19 protein-coding genes are annotated in these 18,196 nt (G+C 55.2%); 6 read left to right on the top strand and 13 right to left on the bottom strand.

What is annotated here, in order from left to right; translation table 11 throughout:
- Positions 1 to 104: 104 nt before the first annotated feature.
- From cls to ALIPUT_RS04145, 5 genes are all read right to left on the bottom strand, one after another.
- Positions 105 to 1,523 (bottom strand): cardiolipin synthase, encoded by a 1,419-nt coding sequence (gene cls, locus ALIPUT_RS04165; protein WP_004328474.1) that lies wholly within the window; start codon positions 1,521 to 1,523, stop codon positions 105 to 107.
- A 15-nt stretch (positions 1,524 to 1,538) separates the two neighbouring features.
- Positions 1,539 to 2,648 (bottom strand): DUF4837 family protein, encoded by a 1,110-nt coding sequence (locus tag ALIPUT_RS04160; RefSeq protein WP_004328473.1) that lies wholly within the window; start codon positions 2,646 to 2,648, stop codon positions 1,539 to 1,541.
- Between the two features lie 146 nt (positions 2,649 to 2,794).
- A complete protein-coding gene (locus tag ALIPUT_RS04155; protein ID WP_004328472.1) occupies positions 2,795 to 3,259 on the bottom strand; it encodes a hypothetical protein in 465 nt (154 codons plus the stop codon).
- 30 nt (positions 3,260 to 3,289) lie between these two features.
- Positions 3,290 to 4,051: a hypothetical protein gene (locus ALIPUT_RS04150; protein ID WP_004328471.1), complete on the bottom strand. Its 762-nt coding sequence runs from the start codon at positions 4,049 to 4,051 to the stop codon at positions 3,290 to 3,292.
- Complete coding sequence (locus ALIPUT_RS04145) at positions 4,033 to 4,977, bottom strand: hypothetical protein (RefSeq protein WP_040293196.1); 945 nt, start codon at positions 4,975 to 4,977, stop codon at positions 4,033 to 4,035. The genes ALIPUT_RS04150 and ALIPUT_RS04145 overlap by 19 nt, the downstream gene beginning before the upstream one ends.
- A gap of 355 nt (positions 4,978 to 5,332) precedes the next feature.
- On the opposite strand from ALIPUT_RS04145, the gene ALIPUT_RS04140 reads away from it, so the two are divergent.
- From ALIPUT_RS04140 to rd, 4 genes are all read left to right on the top strand, one after another.
- Positions 5,333 to 5,941, top strand: a complete 609-nt coding sequence (locus ALIPUT_RS04140; protein ID WP_050751474.1) for a polysaccharide deacetylase family protein — start codon at positions 5,333 to 5,335, stop codon at positions 5,939 to 5,941.
- A gap of 4 nt (positions 5,942 to 5,945) precedes the next feature.
- Positions 5,946 to 6,536, top strand: coding sequence for a UbiX family flavin prenyltransferase (locus tag ALIPUT_RS04135; RefSeq protein WP_004328468.1), 591 nt, complete (start codon positions 5,946 to 5,948; stop codon positions 6,534 to 6,536).
- Between the two features lie 73 nt (positions 6,537 to 6,609).
- A complete protein-coding gene (gene efp / locus ALIPUT_RS04130; RefSeq protein ID WP_004328467.1) occupies positions 6,610 to 7,176 on the top strand; it encodes an elongation factor P in 567 nt (188 codons plus the stop codon).
- A 296-nt stretch (positions 7,177 to 7,472) separates the two neighbouring features.
- On the top strand, positions 7,473 to 7,631 hold the full coding sequence (gene rd / locus ALIPUT_RS04125; RefSeq protein ID WP_004328466.1) for a rubredoxin: 159 nt from the start codon (positions 7,473 to 7,475) through the stop codon (positions 7,629 to 7,631).
- 53 nt (positions 7,632 to 7,684) lie between these two features.
- Here rd and ALIPUT_RS04120 read toward each other — a convergent pair whose 3' ends face one another.
- Genes ALIPUT_RS04120 through ALIPUT_RS04105 form a run of 4 tightly spaced genes read right to left on the bottom strand, consistent with a single transcriptional unit; the run spans position 7,685 to position 12,044 of the window.
- A complete protein-coding gene (locus ALIPUT_RS04120; RefSeq protein WP_004328465.1) occupies positions 7,685 to 8,155 on the bottom strand; it encodes a methylated-DNA--[protein]-cysteine S-methyltransferase in 471 nt (156 codons plus the stop codon).
- A gap of 13 nt (positions 8,156 to 8,168) precedes the next feature.
- On the bottom strand, positions 8,169 to 10,316 hold the full coding sequence (locus ALIPUT_RS04115) for a S9 family peptidase (protein ID WP_004328464.1): 2,148 nt from the start codon (positions 10,314 to 10,316) through the stop codon (positions 8,169 to 8,171).
- 24 nt (positions 10,317 to 10,340) lie between these two features.
- Complete coding sequence (locus ALIPUT_RS04110; RefSeq protein WP_004328463.1) at positions 10,341 to 11,027, bottom strand: hypothetical protein; 687 nt, start codon at positions 11,025 to 11,027, stop codon at positions 10,341 to 10,343.
- Between the two features lie 18 nt (positions 11,028 to 11,045).
- Positions 11,046 to 12,044, bottom strand: coding sequence for a glucosaminidase domain-containing protein (locus tag ALIPUT_RS04105; protein ID WP_004328462.1), 999 nt, complete (start codon positions 12,042 to 12,044; stop codon positions 11,046 to 11,048).
- Between the two features lie 140 nt (positions 12,045 to 12,184).
- Here ALIPUT_RS04105 and ALIPUT_RS04100 point away from each other — a divergent pair, with 140 nt between their 5' ends.
- Both ALIPUT_RS04100 and ALIPUT_RS04095 read left to right on the top strand, forming a co-directional pair.
- Positions 12,185 to 12,790: a DUF4254 domain-containing protein gene (locus ALIPUT_RS04100; protein WP_004328460.1), complete on the top strand. Its 606-nt coding sequence runs from the start codon at positions 12,185 to 12,187 to the stop codon at positions 12,788 to 12,790.
- Complete coding sequence (locus tag ALIPUT_RS04095; RefSeq protein WP_004328459.1) at positions 12,774 to 13,805, top strand: glycosyltransferase family 9 protein; 1,032 nt, start codon at positions 12,774 to 12,776, stop codon at positions 13,803 to 13,805. Before ALIPUT_RS04100 ends, ALIPUT_RS04095 begins: the two co-directional genes overlap by 17 nt.
- A 182-nt stretch (positions 13,806 to 13,987) precedes the next feature.
- On the opposite strand, the gene ALIPUT_RS04090 is transcribed toward ALIPUT_RS04095, so the two are convergent.
- The 4 genes from ALIPUT_RS04090 to ALIPUT_RS04075 form a co-directional block, all read right to left on the bottom strand.
- Positions 13,988 to 14,554 (bottom strand): lipocalin-like domain-containing protein, encoded by a 567-nt coding sequence (locus ALIPUT_RS04090; RefSeq protein ID WP_004328458.1) that lies wholly within the window; start codon positions 14,552 to 14,554, stop codon positions 13,988 to 13,990.
- A 13-nt stretch (positions 14,555 to 14,567) separates the two neighbouring features.
- Positions 14,568 to 15,962, bottom strand: coding sequence for an NADPH-dependent glutamate synthase (gltA, locus tag ALIPUT_RS04085; RefSeq protein WP_004328457.1), 1,395 nt, complete (start codon positions 15,960 to 15,962; stop codon positions 14,568 to 14,570).
- Positions 15,963 to 16,065: 103 nt separating this feature from the next.
- Positions 16,066 to 16,950, bottom strand: a complete 885-nt coding sequence (locus ALIPUT_RS04080) for a sulfide/dihydroorotate dehydrogenase-like FAD/NAD-binding protein (RefSeq protein WP_004328456.1) — start codon at positions 16,948 to 16,950, stop codon at positions 16,066 to 16,068.
- 147 nt (positions 16,951 to 17,097) lie between these two features.
- The gene (locus tag ALIPUT_RS04075) at positions 17,098 to 18,177 is read right to left on the bottom strand and encodes a DUF1573 domain-containing protein (protein ID WP_004328455.1); all 1,080 of its coding nucleotides are present in this window, start codon (positions 18,175 to 18,177) and stop codon (positions 17,098 to 17,100) included.
- Positions 18,178 to 18,196: the final 19 nt, after the last annotated feature.

Below are 18,196 nucleotides of genomic sequence, written 5' to 3'. Positions count from 1 at the left end.
TCCAAATATTTTTTACAGGCTCCGGGCTTTCCGTGGTGTGGCTATGTTTTTTGCGAATCGGACAACAACGGAAACCCCGATCGCCGTCATCGCCTCCTCCGGCCTTACAACAGCGGGGAAAAGAGCCGCATGAACGACTCGCTCAATCGCTGCGGAAGAGGTCGCCGCAACCATTCCGAAGGAATAAGCCGCCGGCACGAGCGCAGGTCTTCGTCGAAAACACGACGCATTGCCGTATTGAAATCCTGTCCGTAAACGAACGCGTTGATTTCGAAGTTGTGCTCGAAACTGCGGAAATCCATGTTCGCAGAACCCACAACCGTCAGCAGATCATCGACGATAAGCATTTTGGCATGCAGGAAGCCTTTGGTATAAAAGTAAACCTTCACCCCGGCCCGGAGCATATCGTCGATGAACGAATGCACGGCTTTATCGATAATCCGGGAATCGGAACGCTCGGGCAGCATCAATTGTACGTCAATACCGCCCAATGCCGCCGTTTGCAACAGGGAGTTCAGGCCCTCGGTCGGCAGGAAATAGGGCGTCTGGATGCAGATACTCCGTCGCGCACCGGCGATAGCCGTCATAATACCCTGCAACAACGTTCGCCAGGGCCCCAACGGACCGCTGGTAGCGAATTGCATGGTCGATGAGGTATAGTTGTCGGCTTCGGGAAAAAACTTCGAGGTATCCAGGTGTACGCGTTCGACGGTCGACCAATCCACCAGAAATGCGGATTGCAGGCCATACACCCCCTTTCCTTCTACCTTGAAGTGGCTGTCCCGCCATACCCCCCAACCCGGTCCTTTCACATAGCGGTCGGCGATATTCATACCGCCGAAAAAACCTACCCGGCCGTCGATGACCACGATCTTGCGGTGGTTGCGGTAATTGACCCGGTCGGTCAGCATCGGAAAGCGTACATGCAGCAGGGCATGAACCTCCGCACCCGCATCGCGCATCTGCTGGAAAAATTCTTTCTTGACCCCGTTGCAGCCTACGTCGTCATAGAGTACGCGGACTTTGACACCCTCCTTTGCCTTGCGGATCAGCGCCTGCTGAAGACGGGCACCCGTTTCATCGTCACAAAAAATATAATAGAGAATGTGAATATGGTCGCGGGCCTTTTCGATCTCTTCGAGCAGGGCGGTCATCTTGGAAGCCCCGTCGCCGTAATGGGTCAGGCGGCTGCCGTAAAAGGAAACCGCCTGCGAAGTATTGGTAAGCAGAGTGGACAGGGATTGACATGCGGCCGGAACGGGGGCATCGCTTCGACGCACATGGGCCGGAAGAGCATAGACCATGAGCCGCTTGTAGGTACGGCGCGAAATAATCCGCTTGCGCCGCAGATCCTGCCCGAAGAAGAAATAGAAAACCAATCCCACGACCGGAGCGAAAATCAGCACGACGACCCACGGGATCGTCTTGAGCGGGTTGCGGTTGCCCAAAATGACAACCAGGATGATGCCGATAACCGTCGCCGTATAGATGGCGATGAACAGATATGTCAGGAATTGCAACACCGGGGCGGCGGATTATCAGGATTCCGACGAGATTGCTTCGGGTTTCGGATTTGCGTCCCGGGATGCCGGAGCATCTGATTTTGCCGCCTCCCGCCTGCCAGCGGTGACAGTCGCAGATGCGGAACCGGTCGCTGCGGGGAATTTCACCAGATGAAGCAAGTGTTCCACTTCGCGCATATAATTGCGTTTGGGAAGTTTCGGAGAATAAACATAACAATCCAGCGTGAAAACCCGGTCGGTCGCCGTATCGACGGTCGTATAGCTTACGAACGGACCTCCCATGAAATCCCCTTCGACATCCCAGAATCCGCGCATTTCGACCCAGGCTCTGCCTTCGAGCCGGAAAAACCGATACCGGGGCGTAAAGACTTTCGATGTGGTCATATAGGAGCCGTCGCTCGGCCCCGGAATGCGAGCGGCGAAACGGTTGCGGGCAGCCAGCAACGCCTCCTCCGAAAGGGACTGCTTCCCTTCGTAAGGATAGGAATAGAGCATGAAGCCCTGGCTCGCAGCCGGGAATTCGTACCGGAACCAGAGGAAATCATCGCTTTGTTGGGCCAGGATGTAGCCTTTGGGAATCTTCATCTCCACGCCGAACTTTTCTCGAACGAGCTTGCCGGATTCCGTCTGATTGAACTTGTTGGCGAAAGCGATCGAGCGGTCGCGCTCGGCCCCTTCGAAGGTTTGCACCAACTCCGCACGATGCTCCGCGACATATTGCGTAAGTGCCTCCCGGGTCGGTCCCTGAAGCGTCACCACGACCTGCGGAGAAGCCGTAACATCGTATTGCACACCGGCCGAAGCCGCCGCAAGGGAGGGATCGACGAGCACTTTGAGGATATTGCGGTAATCGACGACCGTACCTTTGAATCCCGATTCCGGAAACTGCATCACGTTGAACAGAGGTTCCCGTTCGTTCAGATAGGGAATCGGAGCCAACAGCACCGAACGCAGCGTATCACCCAACTCGCTCTCCCACAACTGTTGGTTGCACACGACAATCAATTCGTACGGTGCCCCCTGAGCGGCTTTGAGTTTCGAATCCATCAGAGTATGGAACGCTTTGCAGCCCGTCATGAGGGTAACGAGTAGCAGCAATGTCAGCAGATACGATAATTTTTTCATAGTCCGGTCCGGTTAATCTGTTTACTACAAATGTAGGGATATTTTTCGAGAATGCAAACGGCTTCGGCAGAGTTTCCTGCAAAAACCCGGCCGGGAAATATTCCCCGGCCGGGTTTCGTGCCTGCAAACAAGTCGCTCCCGTATGGTTACTGCTCCTTCATCGGCCCGCGAGCCACGGCCGCATCGTAGTCGGCGTTGGTGAAGGTATAGGTCCACCTGCAAAATCCAATATAACCATCGATATTCGACCGTTCCACCGTATAATTACATTCAAGACAGGGATTAAACGCCGTAACCTTATCTGTCCTGAAAAATACACCCCCGTACGGGCCATCGTCGAACACAATCGAAACACCGTCTATCATATATCCTTCAAGGCTCGGAGGGGTAACGAAACCGACCTCCTCCTGCAACAGGCTTTCTCCGGGAAGGATCTCTTTCTTCTCGAATCGATCGGTTACCGTCATCGTTATCCGGTGATCACTCTCATTCGACCAAATAAAAAGGCTATATCCGGGAGGATCGCCATGCAGCCCCATATCCTGACCCTCTTCGTTGTCACCACAGCCTGCAAGCATAATCGCCGCCAATATCCATATCAAATTTTTCATAATCCAATGTTTTTTCAATAATTATTCATACTATTTATACCGATCATAATCTTCATCCTCGATTAAAGAGTAAACCGCCCAGTACCGATCGATTTCCTCCGAAGTAAAACCGTATCGGGCGGCGTACTGCCGAATCCATCCGATAGCCTCCGATTTGTTTTTCGATCCAAAAGCAATCTCTTGGATTTCCCGAATAGTCAGCATGCAAATATCATCATCCGGGGTCCTGTCCAAATCATCTTTTGTTCTGCCGGGAGACCAATATCCATACCATTTATTTTGATTGAATGTATCGTATAAATCTACAAACATGGGAGTGTACAATCGCACAGTCTCATCTCTTTCAGCCCCTAATCCCAAGTACCACATTTGCTGATTATAATAATCCGGAACCTGAAATGCCACCAAATGCTGATTCGGATTAAATAATCGACTTTTATGCAATTTACCATATAGGCCCAAATCCTTGTATTCCGTTTCCGTTAAAATGTAGCGGGTAAATTGTGCCCAACTCTCCTTAATCAAGGCATTCGTCTTTCCATTAAATTTCGGATTGAAAGCATAATGGGCCGCATGCCCAATCTCATGAGCTACAGTTCCGAAAACATAGCTGGCATTTCTCTTACAGGCCACTTCTATATCAGGATCAGCATCACTATTTACGACAGGATGAAATAGGCCGGAAGCACTTAACTCTTTTCCATTCCAATAATATGTGAAACCTACCGAATTATGGCATGTAATTCTCACTTTCCTACCCAAATTGGGTGCGGTCAATCCCAATGCCGGCATCTTGTGCCAGTATCGGTAGCGGCCCGAAAAACCGTCGCAGGACCACTAATAACATCATCTCCGGAAATCTTCACATTCCAGGCGCCCTGCACGCTGGGACCCCGCAAGTTCGCCGAACTCACGGCGCTGCTCTTGATCGTCCAATACACCGTATTCCACGAAAGCGCATAATTAACTGGCTCCTGAACTGACCCCGACATTCTGAATTTACCATCCTTATCTGTCCTCGTTGTCAAGACCCTCAACAAGTTATCAGGAGGCATGATAGTAACCATAACACCCTCGATCGGAATGTAATCTCCGGCAATATTGTCCCAAACCTTAATCTCTCCGGAAGGAATGTAAGGAATTATTTTCCCCGGATGGCGCCCGTCGTCGATCAAAGCACGAGCCTCGGCCCAGACCCGATCCGCCCACACTGGATCCGCAACGCCCCGCTCCGTAACCGACGGGTCGTACAACTCTTTCAAAACCTCGCTCGCAATCGTATCGGGCAAGACGACCGTCGTACGAAGTACCGCGTAGAGCTGTTCCGGAGTATCCGAAGGTCCGGACATCCGGAAGCCCTCATCCGCACTTACCGGAGAAACCTCATCCAACGGAAAGTTATAACAGGTAAATTCATCCTGATCGAACAAAGCGTCGAACTGCGCTTTCGTGGCCGGAGAGAAACGTACGTAACGGTGGGTAGGTTCGATCTGAGCACCCGATACCGAGGCAGAACGGCTGCGCTGCCCGCTATGGGCAGCAACGCTGTCCACCGCACGCTGCATGATCTCCAACGAACCCGGATCGGGACCAGGCTCTTCCACCGCCGAAACCGACAACTGACGCGGAGAATCCCCCGGGGCCGGAAGAACCTCCTCTTCGAACGTCGAGCAACCCCACAACAGGACTGCAAGCAACAAAAAGTACGATTTCTTCATAGGCATAACGTTTTTGCAGACAAACTACAGTAGCGTATTTTTCTCAAAGATAGATAACTCGATCAAATCCTGCAAATATTTTCGCACGAAAGTTCCCGCCGAAACAGCCGTTTCGACGGGAAGCGAATCGCAACCGTTCGACTATTCTTCCCAAAACCGTTTTAATTCCGCGATCTCCTCCGCCCAACGCAATTCGTCGGGGGTTTCGAGAATCAGCGGCATATTCCGCAAAGGAGGAATTCATATTTTTCATTTTGCCTATAAAGCGAACGCACCGGAAGATCGTCTGTTGAAAATCGGCGATTTTGTACTATCTTTGTCGATGCCGTACTCCGCCGGAGTATTTTTTCTCGTCATGAAACTCAAGCCGCCCAAAATAATCCGTCACCTGTTCCCGTCGCTGATCTGGGAGATCGACGACCCGGAGGGGGTTTTCCTGACCTTCGACGACGGCCCCACACCGGGCATCACGGAGTGGATTCTGGCGATGCTGGAGAAGTACGACGCCAAGGCGACGTTTTTCGTTCTGGGCAAAAACGTGGAGGCTTATCCCGATCTTTTCCGCCGCATCGTGGACGCGGGCCACAAGGTCGGTAACCATACCTACTCCCACCAGAAAGGCTGGGGGATGAGCCTGGAACGCTACATCGAGGATGTCGATTTCGCCAACGATTTGATTCACAGCGAACTGTTCCGACCACCCTACGCCCGGATCACGCCGGCGCAGGCCCGGGCGTTGTCGCAGCGCTACAAGCTGGTGATGTGGGACGTGCTTTCGCGCGATTACAGCCGGTCGCTCTCGCCCCGCAAATGCCTGAAGAACGTAACCAAACACCTCGAACCGGGAGCTATCGTGGTTTTCCACGACAGCGAAAAATCGTTCCGGAACATGCGTTATGCCTTGCCCCGCACGTTGGACAAGATCCGGAAGTTGGGGCTCAAATGCAAAACCATCGAATTGTAACTCTATGAAAATCGTCGTCGCCGTCACAGCCGCCAGCGGCGCTCTGTATGCCCGCCTTTGCCTCGAGCAACTGCTCCGGGCCGAAGAGGTTTCCGAAATCGCGCTCGTTTACAGCACTCATGCCAGTGAAGTGGCTGATTTCGAAGGAGTTACTATGCCAGAAGATCCTCGCATCCGCATTTTCGACAACGACGATTTGTTCGCTCCTCCGGCCAGCGGTTCGGCCGATTACGACGCGATGGCGGTCGTTCCTTGTTCGGTCGGAACCCTGGGACGCATCGCCTGCGGCGTTTCGCAAAGCTTGATCGAACGGGCTGCGGACGTGATGCTCAAGGAGCGCCGCCGCCTGGTGCTGGTCGTGCGAGAAACGCCCCTCTCGCTGATTCACCTGCGCAACATGACCGCTCTTACCGAAGCCGGCGCCGTCGTGTTGCCCGCTTCCCCCGGATTTTACGCCCGCCCCTCGTCCGTAGAGGAGTTGTGCCGGTCGGTGGCCGAGCGGGTCACGGCTCTTTTAGGTATTTCCGGACCGCGCTACCGATGGACCGGCGAGGGACGATCGGCGGGACGAAACGATTCGGATTCGGAAAAATAAGCCGACGTTGCCCGATTTACGCAGATTTTTCGTAACTTTGCCTCCGCGAAAAATCGTAAATAAAAATATTCCTATGGCAACTACAGCAGACATCAAGATCGGCATGTGCATCGAATTGGACGGCAAGACCTTCCAGATCGTAGATTTTCAGCACGTGAAACCGGGCAAGGGCCCCGCTTTCGTGCGTACCAAACTCAAAAACCTGGAAAACGGCCGCGTGCTGGAGAATACCTTCTCCGCCGGTGCGAAGATCGAGCCGGTGCGTGTGGAGCGCCGTCCCTATCAGTTCACCTACGAAGACGATCTGGGTGCGCACTTCATGCATACGGAAACTTTCGAGGAGATCAACATCGACAAGAACCTGATCGACAATTACGACCTGATGGCCGACGGTCAGATCGTCGAGGTGATGTTCCACACCGAGAAGGAGAGCGTTCTTTCCGCCGAGCTGCCCCCGATCGTCGATATGGAAGTGACCTATACCGAACCGGGCATCAAAGGCGATACCGCCTCGACCAACTCGCTCAAACCCGCAACGGTGAATACGGGTGCGACGATCAAGGTTCCCCTGTTCATCAATACCGGCGACAAGATCCGCGTCGATACGCGTACCCGCGAATATTACGAGCGCATCAAATAAAGACTTCCGTTCGAACCGGGCTTCTTCTGCCCGGGTGGAAAGAACGAATATTACGCCGTCGCACATAGATTGCGGCGGCGTTTTTTGTCGTCTTCCTTTCGGAGCTGTCTTGCCTCCTGCGGAGGATTGTTCGGCCCGACAGCTGCGGCGTAGTACCCGGCTTCGATGCCTACGGAGCGATTTTATCCGGTATATACAGAATTATCGTAAATTTTCGGGGAAAAACACGAGGAATCCCGGAAGAGGTATTATATTTGTAAAAATACAGTTTCACTTAATCTAAATATTTTCGGACTATGAAAAAGTATCGTTGCACAGTTTGTGACTACATCTATGACCCTGCGGTCGGTGATCCGGACAGCGGCATCGCTCCCGGCACCGCTTTCGAAGATCTGCCCGACGATTGGAGCTGCCCGCTTTGCGGCGTAGGCAAAGATATGTTCAAGCCTGCGTGATGCGGAGCAGAGCCTGCGAAAAAGGCCGGAGTTTTCACTCCGGCCTTCGTTTTTTATTTCGGCAGCCTGTTCCTTTCGAGGGCGAGCAGGAACTCTTTGCGCGGCAGACCGCCGGCGTAACCGGTCAGCTTGCCGCCCGCACCGATGACCCGATGGCAGGGAATGACGATCGGAATCGGATTGTGATGGTTGGCACCGCCTACGGCCCGCGAAGCCTGCGGATTACCTGTCCGACGGGCGATTTCGCCGTAAGTCATGGTTTGTCCATAAGGAATTTCCGTGAGGACCTGCCAAACTTTCTTCCGATAAGGGGTTCCCTCCGGTTCGAGCGGCAGATCGAAGGAGGTGCGCTTTCCGGTGAAATATTCGTCCAACTGTTTCGCTGCCTGTTCGAGCAAGGGGGTCGTATGTTGGACGGCATCCCCGGGGAGTTGTTCTTCGAAGAGAATGTCGGTGATGGCCCGGCCGTTCTCGACGATTCCGACCGTTCCGATCGGTGTGGGATGCAGCAGCAGATTTTTCACGGTATTTTGCCGGTTACAAATTTTCCAACGTATAACGGAGCATTTTCTCGCGGACGTGTATCATATCGTCGGGCATCATCGAATGGTTCTGGTCGGGATAGACCATCATGTCGTACTGCTTCCCGAGCTTGTTCAATGCACGGACCATCTCCATCGTGTTCTGGAAATGGACGTTGTCGTCCGCCGTACCATGAACGATCAGCAGACGCGTGCTGTCGTCGCGGAACAGGTGCGCGAGATTGACGGGCGAATTGTCGTCGTATCCCTTCGGATGGTCTTCGGGAAGACCGTTGAAATTTTCCGTATAGATCGAATCGTAGTAGCGCCACGAAGTGACGGGAGCTACGGCGATCGCCATTTTGAAAAGGCCTTCGCCCCTGAAAGCGCATCCTAGGGCCATGAAACCTCCGTACGACCAGCCGTAGATGCCGATTCGCGCTGGATCGACCCAGCTCTGACGGGCCATGTAGCGGGCGGTCGAAATCTGGTCTTCGACCTCCAGCCGGCCGAGGTCGCCGTAAGTGAGTTTCTTGAACTCTTCGCCCCGGTATCCGGTGCCTCGGGGATCGACGCACACGACGATATAGCCATGCGTGACGAGCGCGTCCTCCCAGTCGGGACCCCACACTTCGGCAACCTGCTGCGATCCCGGACCGGAATACTGGGTCAGCAGCACGGGGTAGCATTTTGCCGGGTCGAAGTCGAGCGGCTTGAGCATGTAACCGTTCAGCTCGTCGCCCCGCTCGGTGGTGAAGGTGAAGAACTCCCGGACGGGAAGCCCCGCCTCCGCGAGCGCTTCCTTCAGCGGTGCGTTGTCATAGAGCGTGCGCACCCGTTTGCCGGCGGCGTTGAAAACGTCGGTACGGCCGGGGGCGGAGCTGCCGCCGCCTTCGCAGATGTAGTAGGACAGGTCGGCGCTGGGATAGATCGAATAGTAACCGTCGCCGGGAGTGAGGCGCTCCTTGTGCTTGCCGTCGAGTCCGATTCGGTAGAGGTCGCGTTTCAGGGGCGAACTTTCGGTCGAGATGTAGTAAACCTTGTCGCTGCGCAGTCCGACGAAATCGGTAACTTCCCACTCACCCTGCGTAATGGGGTGAAGCACACCTTGGCCGATGCCGTACAGGTAGAGGTGCATATAACCCGTCGAGGTCTCCTCCCGAACGATGAAACGGCGTCCGTCTTCCAGGAAATAAAAAGTCTTGTTGAGGTGATCGACGTATTTGGGCGAGCGTTCGTCATAGATCACCTGCTGCGTGCCATCCGGATTGCACAGTACCGCTTCGAAATGGTTCTGACGACGGTTCATCCGCTGGAAACAGAGCCGTCCGTCGGGCGTCCATTCCGGTTGAAGGATGTACTGTCCCCGGTCGGGACCGACATCGACACGCTCCGTTTCGCCCGTTTTAAGGTCGTAAACGTAGAGATCGACCACCGAATTGGCGTCGCCCGCTTTGGGGTATTTGAACGAATAGGCTTCGTTATAGAGCTTGCCGTCGTAACGCATCATCTCGAAAACGGGTACGCGGGATTCGTCGAAACGCAGGTAGGCGATCTTCTGTCCGTCGGGCGAAAAAGCGTAAGCCTTCGTGAAGGCGCACTCCTCTTCATATACCCAGTCGGTCGTACCGTTGATAATCCGGTTCCATGCACCGTCTGTCGTGATCGGACGCACGGAATCCCCGACGATGTCGTAGAGGTAGAGGTTGTTGCCGCTCGAGAAGGCGATCGTCCGTCCGTCGGGCGAGAACGAAGCGTCGCGCGTGTCGGACAGATCGGTCAGAATGGGGCGCAGGCCGTCGGCGTCTTTCAGGTAGTAATCGGTGGTATAGGAGTGCCGGTAGATCGGTTCGGAGCCGATCGAGAGCAGCAGCAGTTTTCCGTCGGGTGAAAACTGATAGTCGGCGATATCGCGGTTTTCTTTGTCGTTCTTCCATTCGAACAGCAGCTCGCCGGGAGCGTCCTTCGTGTAGCTGTGACGCTCGATGGCGTTGCCGCGAAGAGTCGTATAGGATTTTCCGTCGGCTGCGGGACGGATGCCCTGCGCCCGCTGGTTCATCGCACGGAGCCGGGCGATGTCGCGGTAAGTGGAGGGAGCGGCGGCTTCCGCTTGTGCGGTGAAAGCAGTGCCGAGAAGGATCAGCAGGAGTAATTTTTTCAGCATGGTTCTCTATATCTGTTTCTGATTCTAAATGTCGTCCACATCGAAATCGTATCCCAGGCGCTTGCCGGTTACGAATTTCGAATTATCGAGTTTGGTATTGAACTGATCGACCGTCACGCGCTTGTTGTCGTCGTAGGAGGGCAGCAGCAGGTCGAAATTGAGGGCATAATAGATCGCCGATTCGAGAATGCGGACCAGCGCCTCGGAATCGATCTCCGCTTTGCCAAACTGCATGGGGCGCATCGAGGTCTGCTGTTTCCCTTCGACGAAGTAGCACTTTTCACGGTTGATGAAAATGCGGCCGATGAGATAGCCTTCGTCGGCATTGCGGTTGAACTTGAACGAGTCCGAAAGGAAGTTGTAGATGTTGATCACGCCGCAGTAGGAGTTGTCCCGGTCCGTCTGCACGTAGGGATTCTGCCAGATGACGTGGTTCGGCTCGAACTCGAAGACGTCGGTGTGCATCTGGAAGATCAGCAGGTCGTTGGCCACCTGTATCTGGGCTTCGAACTTGCCCCGGTCACGGTATTCGAGCCGCACGCGCCGGTCGAGGAGTCCGTCCAACTGGTCGTCCATTTCGGAAGCCATCTCCAGCAGGGTTTCTTTCAGGTCGTTGAATGTGGCGAACGTGTTGTCGAAAACCTTCTGTTTGAGCGTCGATTTGCTTACGATGGTTTCGAGGATTTTCTTTCGCAGGGGTATGCTTTCCATGCTATATCGAAGGATTGATTATCGTATCTTGATCGTTGTACCGGGAGTCAGCGCATCGCCTTCCTTGAGTTTGTTCAGACGTGCCAGCGATTTGGTGCGGATGCCGTAGGACTGTCCGAGCGACCAGAGGGTTTCGCCCTCGCGCACGGTGTGCAGCAGAACGTTGCCGTCCCAGCGCTTCTTCTTGCGGCCGATGTAGATCACTTCGTTGGCAACGGGCTGGGCATTTTTGCTTACATCGTTGAATTTACGCAGGTTGCGGGCCGAAATGCGGAAGTCGCGGGAAATTTTCTCGAAGGTATCTCCGTCGTGAGCCAGGATGTAGTTCACGCCGTTGGTACGATAGACGTTGTAACCCTTATGGGCATTGACCGTCACGCGGTAGTCGTCGGGATCGACTGCCCCCGAAGCGATCGCTGCGGCTTGATCGACGTTGCTTTGGCCCGAGAACCAGTCGTCGGTGAGGTGTCCGGTTTGCGCTCCGTAAATGGTAAGTCCGTCCTCGCGGTCGAGCAGGTAGAGTTTACTCTCTTCGATGATGCGGATGAGTCGCTGCGCATAGTCCGGAGCCGTAGCGTAACCGGCGGCCTTCAGCCCCCGGGCCCAGCTTTTATAATCGTTGGGAGCATAGGAAAAGAGCGAGTCGTAGCGCGGCTGGCTGTCGAGAAATTCGGCATGATCCTGATAGGACGCCTCGACCGAAGGATAGCTGCGGAAACATTCGCCCTTTTCATCGTCGTCGTAATAGACCACGTCGCCCGTCCAGTTACGCTTGCACTTGATTCCGAAATGGTTGTTCGAAGCCTGTGACAGCCAACTGTTGCCGCAATCGGATTCCAGGATGCCCTGGGCCATGGTAATGCTGGCGGGAATCCCGTAGCGTTCCATGTGGGCGACGGCTATTTTTTTGTACTTGTTTATGTATTCTTCCCGCGTTTGCCGCACTTGAGCCTGCGCAGGGAGGACGGTCAGTAATACAAAACCCGCCAGGGATATTGCTTTGTGATAAAAATTCATTACCTTTGTTTGATCTTTGTATGCAAAGACAGTGAAAGCCGATCGGCAAGCCGAACTTGTTCGAACCGGCTTTGGATATATCCTATCTTCTGCAAAGATAATCGTTTCCTCGGATAATTACAAAATAAAAAGGATAGACTATGTTTACTCAAAATGCGAATAAAATATTCGCCCAGGCGATCGACGATTACCATCGTTACGACGACGTGGATCATCAGCTTTCGAATCCCTATGCGGAGGGAACGATCGACCACCTGCTCTATATGAAGAACTGGGTGGATACGGTGCAGTGGCACCTGGAAGACATTATCCGTGATCCCCGGATCGATCCGGTCGAGGCGCTGAAGATCAAACGCCGCATCGACAAGTCGAACCAGGTTCGCACCGACATGGTGGAGTACATCGACTCCTACCTGCTCGATAAGTATAAGAATATAGACGTGCAGCCGGGGGCGCGTATCAATACCGAAACCCCGGCCTGGGCCATCGACCGCCTCTCGATCCTGGCCCTGAAGATTTACCACATGCGTCAGGAGGTGCTCCGCAAGGATGTGGACGAGGCGCATCGCGCTGCCTGCCAGCAAAAACTCGATGTGCTGCTGTCGCAGCAGGTTGATCTTTCGACTGCGATCGAGGAGTTGATCGAGGATATTGAAGCCGGACGTAAATACATGAAGACCTACAAACAGATGAAGATGTATAACGATCCGGCGCTCAATCCCGTGCTTTATGCCGCGAAAAAATAAAAAGCTGCCCCGGCACCTGCTCGTGATCCGTACTTCGGCGATGGGCGATGTGGCGATGTTGCCCCATGCGCTCCGCGCCCTGAAGGAGGCGTATCCCGAGGTGAAGGTGACCGTTGCGACCAAATCGCTGTTCCATCCCTTTTTCGAAGGGGTGGATGTCGATTTTTTGGATATCGAAACCCGCCGCACGCACCGGGGTATCCGGGGCGCCATTCGGTTCGCCCGCGAAGCGGCCGAGTTGAAGATCGACGCGGTGGCCGACATGCACAATGTACTGCGTTCGAAGATGGTGCGTGCGGCACTCCACCTGCGGGGGATTCCCGTTTCGGTAATTCACAAGGGGCGGATCGAAAAATACATGCGGCTGGGACGCGGTTCGGAAGGTGTGAAACCTTTGAAACACACCGTCATCCGTTATTGCGACGTCTTCCGTCGCTTGGGATTCGACTTTCCCGATCCCCGGCCGGCCGAGAAACGCCCCCGACCCAATCCCATGGGAGAAAAACAGGGTATATGGATCGGTTTCGCGCCGTTCTCCGCCCAGCCGGGCAAGACTTATCCCGAAAAGTTGAGCGCCGAAGCCGTCCGTCTGTTGAGCGGGCGTTTCGACCGGGTTTTCGTCCACAGCGGCGGCGGAGAGGAAGCCGAATTCGCCCGCCGCATGGAGGCGCTCTATCCGAACGTCACGGCATTGTATGGCAAGATAAAGCTGGGGGATGAGATGAACCTCATTTCCAACCTGGATTGCGTGGTGTCGATGGATTCGCTGGTGATGCATCTGGCTTCGCTCATGGCTACGCCCACCGTGTCGGTGTGGGGAGCGACCCATCCCGGGCTCGGCTTTCTGGGTTACGGGTTCGGACAGGAAGGTGTCTTGCAGACCGATTTCGCTTGCCGACCTTGCTCCGTATATGGAAAGAAACCCTGTAAATATGGCGATTACCGCTGTATCTGGAGCATAGAACCGCAGATGATCCTCGACCGGGTCGAGCGGTTGGTCGGTAAAACGGAGTAATTTCGGCTTATCGTTTCGTCGATTCCCTTTGCTCCCATTTTTTACCTGTTTCCGCACTCCTTCCCGACGAAGTTCCGTTGTTTGGTTCCGAATCCCGATTTCCGGCACCCGATAAAAAAACTCACGCTTTTCAAGCGTGAGTTTTTTTATCGAACCAAGCCGTATATGAAACGGCATCCAATTTAGATCAGATCTTTTTTGGTCAGAACGACCGCATCGATCTTGAGGGCCGGCTTGCCGTCCATCTCGATAATTTCAGCCGTTTGCTCGAAAGGATACGGCCCGCCGCTTCCTTCCGATACGCCGCTCAAGATAATTCGATCTCCTTCGGGCGCCAATTCCCAAGCTTCGTAGCGCAGAGTCAGCATATTGATCGAAGCGGCGACGCCGTTTACTCGAATTTCAATGCCTTGTTCCTGCTCGGGGTCGATCGGATTGGGCTCCACCCAGCGGCCGATGGCCGTAACATAGGCGGGATCGGTCACCACCTTCAAAGCCGGAGTCGTCTCGCCGAGCTTCCCCCGGTAGGTAACGGTCGCCGTATTGCCCAGCAGCAGGCCGTAAGCCTCCTGCATATCGGCATCCTCCGTGGTGAAAGTCACCCTTCTTCCGTCGGCCGGGGACTCTACCGTGACGGTATTCATCGTTCCATCGACGATCTTACCCGTGAATTGCTCCGGAGCTTTGGGTGTACAAGCCGTCGTCCCGATGAGCACAGCAGCGAATGCGGCGAAACAAAATTTCCTCATATCTTGCAAGCGTTTAATGCTTTTTTTGACGGATGTATTCGTCGATGGACTTGGCGGCTTTACGGCCGGCGCCCATGGCCAGGATGACCGTCGCGGCTCCGGTTACGGCATCGCCGCCGGCGAAGATCCCTTCACGGGTAGTCGCACCCTTTTCATCGGCCACCAGACACCCCTTGCGGTTGGTTTCCAACCCTTCGGTGGTCATCTTGAGCAGCGGGTTCGGCGAAGTGCCGAGCGCCATAATCACCACGTCGCACGGAATTTCGAAATCCGAACCGGCCTTTTCGATCGGAGAGCGGCGTCCGCTTTCGTCGGGCTCGCCCAACTCCATCTCGACGCAACTGATACCTACGACCCAGCCCTTCTCGTCGCCGATGATCGAAGTCGGATTGGTCAGCATGCGGAATTCGATCCCCTCCTCCTTGGCGTGGTGGACCTCCTCCACGCGGGCGGGCAGCTCCTTCTCGCTGCGGCGATATACGATGGTCGCTTCGGCCCCCAGGCGCTTAGCCGTACGTACGGCATCCATCGCCACGTTACCGCCGCCGACCACCACTACGCGCTGACCGACATAGATCGGTGTATCGTAATGCGTATCGTAAGCCTTCATCAGGTTGGTACGCGTGAGGAACTCGTTGGCCGAAACCACGCCGTTCAGGTTTTCGCCCGGGATGCCCATGAAACGGGGCAGGCCGGCACCCGAACCGATGAAGACGGCCTCGTAACCCTCTTCGTTCATCAGTTCGTCGATGGTCACGGTGCGGCCGACGATCACGTCGGTTTCGATCTCTACACCCAGCTTCTTCACGGCCTCGACCTCCCTGGCTACGATCTTCTCCTTGGGAAGACGGAATTCGGGAATACCGTACACCAATACGCCGCCGACCTTGTGCAGCGCTTCGAAAATCTTCACTTCATACCCCATGCGGGCCAGGTCGCTCGCGCAGGCCAGTCCCGAAGGACCGCTGCCGATGACCGCTACCTTGTGTCCGTTGCGCTTGATGTCGGGAGCGGGCATCTTGTCGGCATTCTCGATTTTCCAGTCGCCGACGAAGCGCTCCAGCTTGCCGATAGCCACCGGCTCGCCCTTGACTCCCAAAACGCAGGAGCCTTCGCACTGGCTCTCCTGCGGGCAGACGCGGCCGCAAACGCTCGGCAGCGAGCTGTCCTCGGAGATAACGGCGGCAGCCGCAGCGAAATTACCCTCCACGACCTGATGGATGAAATCCGGAATACGGATATTCACCGGACACGCCGCCACGCAGCGGGGATTCTTGCAATTCAGGCAGCGGGACGCTTCGAGCGTGGCTTCCTCGACATTATAACCGTAGCACACCTCCTCGAAGTTGGTGGCCCGGACTTTCGGATCTTGTTCGCGCACGGGAACGCGCGGAATTTTATTTGCCATAGTTGTTTGCTTTCATTGTTCTGTGGACGCCTTCGGCATTCGGACGCAGAGCATCGCTCCATACTCGTCTGCCGGAAACGTCCGGTTGTGTGTGGATCGGTAGTTATTTGTCGAGCCCGACACGGCATTTGTGACCGTTCTCGCGCTCCTGCTCGATGGCGCGGGCACGCTCTTCCTGCGTGCGGTACATACCCTGACGGCGCATCGCTTCGTCGAAATCGACCTGGAACCCGTCGAATTCGGGGCCATCGACACAGGTGAAGACGGTCTTGCCGCCCACCGTGACGCGGCAGGCGCCGCACATGCCCGTACCATCGACCATCAGCGTATTGAGCGATACGACCGTCGGCAGGGAGTACTCCTTGGTCGTGAGCGTCACGAACTTCATCATAATCATCGGACCGATGGCCACGCAGACGTCGTACTGCTTGCCCCGGTTGTCGATCAGGTCTTTGATCAGGGCCGTTACCATACCTTTGAAGCCTTCGCTGCCGTCGTCGGTAGCGATGTAGAGATTGTCCGCTACACGGGCCATCTCCTCGGTATAGATCAGCATCGACTTGGTCTTGGCACCGATGATGACATCCGCTTTCACCCCGTGTTCGTGAAGCCATTTTACCTGCGGATAGACCGGAGCCGTACCCACGCCGCCCGCTACAAACAGGAAGCGTTTCTTGCGCAGGGTGTCGAGATCTTCGTGAATGAACTCCGAGGGGTGCCCCAGCGGACCGACGAAATCGGCCAGCGCATCGCCCTGCTCCAGGGCGCAGAGCTTGCGGGTCGAGGCTCCGATAGCCTGCGTGACGATCGTTACCGAGCCTTGCTCGGCGTCGTAATCGGAGATGGTCAGGGGTACTCGTTCGCCGAATTCGTCGATGCGAACGATGATGAACTGTCCGGGTTTTGCCGCTCGTGCTACGCGGGGCGCATGAATGCGCATCAAATAAATGTTCTCCGCGAGCACTCTTTTTTCAAGGATTGTGTACATTACTTTTTTATAAAAGGTTCTATTTGTTTCCGTTCTCTCCGCTCGGCTCCGTCCGTACAGGTCGGTACCGCGCCTGTCTGCCGGAAAATGTCGGAGTTCCCGTCTTTTTCCGTCCGGCCTCCTGTTTCGGCCGGGTCTCTTCGTACCTTACTCTTCGACAGCGGCCATCAGGCGGATGCTCTGCATCGGACGCGCGGGGTCGTTGGCGATAAGTATCAATCGCTCCGACCAAAGACCGTAATCCCGCCGCGACGCATCGAATGTCACCACGATTTCGCACGCCTGGCCGGGTTCGATCCGCTCTCCGCCGCGAAGCGAACATCCGACACCTTTCGGAGTTTCTACGGCCCGGATTATCAGGGTCGATTTGCCGTAATTACCAAGTGTCAGAGATCGCTCTGCCGGAGCTCCTGTCCGTTTCACGGGGCCAAAATTAATAATATTTTTGTTCACTTGCCACTTTGGGGCGTTTTCTTGTTCCACCCGGCGGGGATCGTCCACGGCAAAGCCGTGCAGAAAGATGTCGGTCCGTGTAGGACGACCGTCGATACAAACCGTGAGCAACTCTTTCAACGTGCCGTAACGGGGATTGTCCGCCGGCAGGTCGTAGCTGAAGGTAAGGACTCCTCGTTCGTTCGGAGCGATCCGGCGGGGATAGTCCGCCTGAAGAAGTCCGCTCGCCTCTTCGGGACGCAGCTCCAAAGTCAGGGGTTTGTCCGAAAGGTTGGCATATCCGATGGTAGCGACCGAAGTTCGGCCGTTATAAATATAGGTGAAAGCGTGAAAATTGTCTTCGAGTCGCAGTCCGTCGCCGCAGTCGATGGGATAGAGCTCTTCGGGGGTCTTCGGACGACCGATGACGGAACCCGTAATGCGCAGTTTGGCGGCGATGCGGCGGTCGGCCGTAAAGACGGCCAATTTCCGCGAAAAGTTGCCGGGGCGGTTGGCAGGATCGTAAGTTACCGTGATTTCAGCCTCCTCGCCCGGGAGAATCGGTTTACGCGTATATCGGGGTGTGGTGCAACCGCAGGTCGTAGTGACCTGGAGGATCACTTCGGGGTGTTCCCCTTCGTTGCGGCAGACGAAACGATGCGTAACCGGGCCGTCGGTTTCGCGGATGGTGCCGAAATCCCACGCGGGCCGGTCGAATACCAGCCCGGATTGGGCCAGGCACGACAAAGCGTTCAAAATCAGCACAAAAGTCAGTTGGTAGGTTTTTCGAAACATCTCGTAATACGATTAATTC

The sequence above is a fragment of the Alistipes putredinis DSM 17216 genome (genome assembly GCF_000154465.1).
Lineage (GTDB): Bacteria > Bacteroidota > Bacteroidia > Bacteroidales > Rikenellaceae > Alistipes > Alistipes putredinis.
The sequence above is the reverse complement of the archived record's forward strand: the minus strand, read 5'-3'. Positions and strand labels throughout refer to the sequence as shown.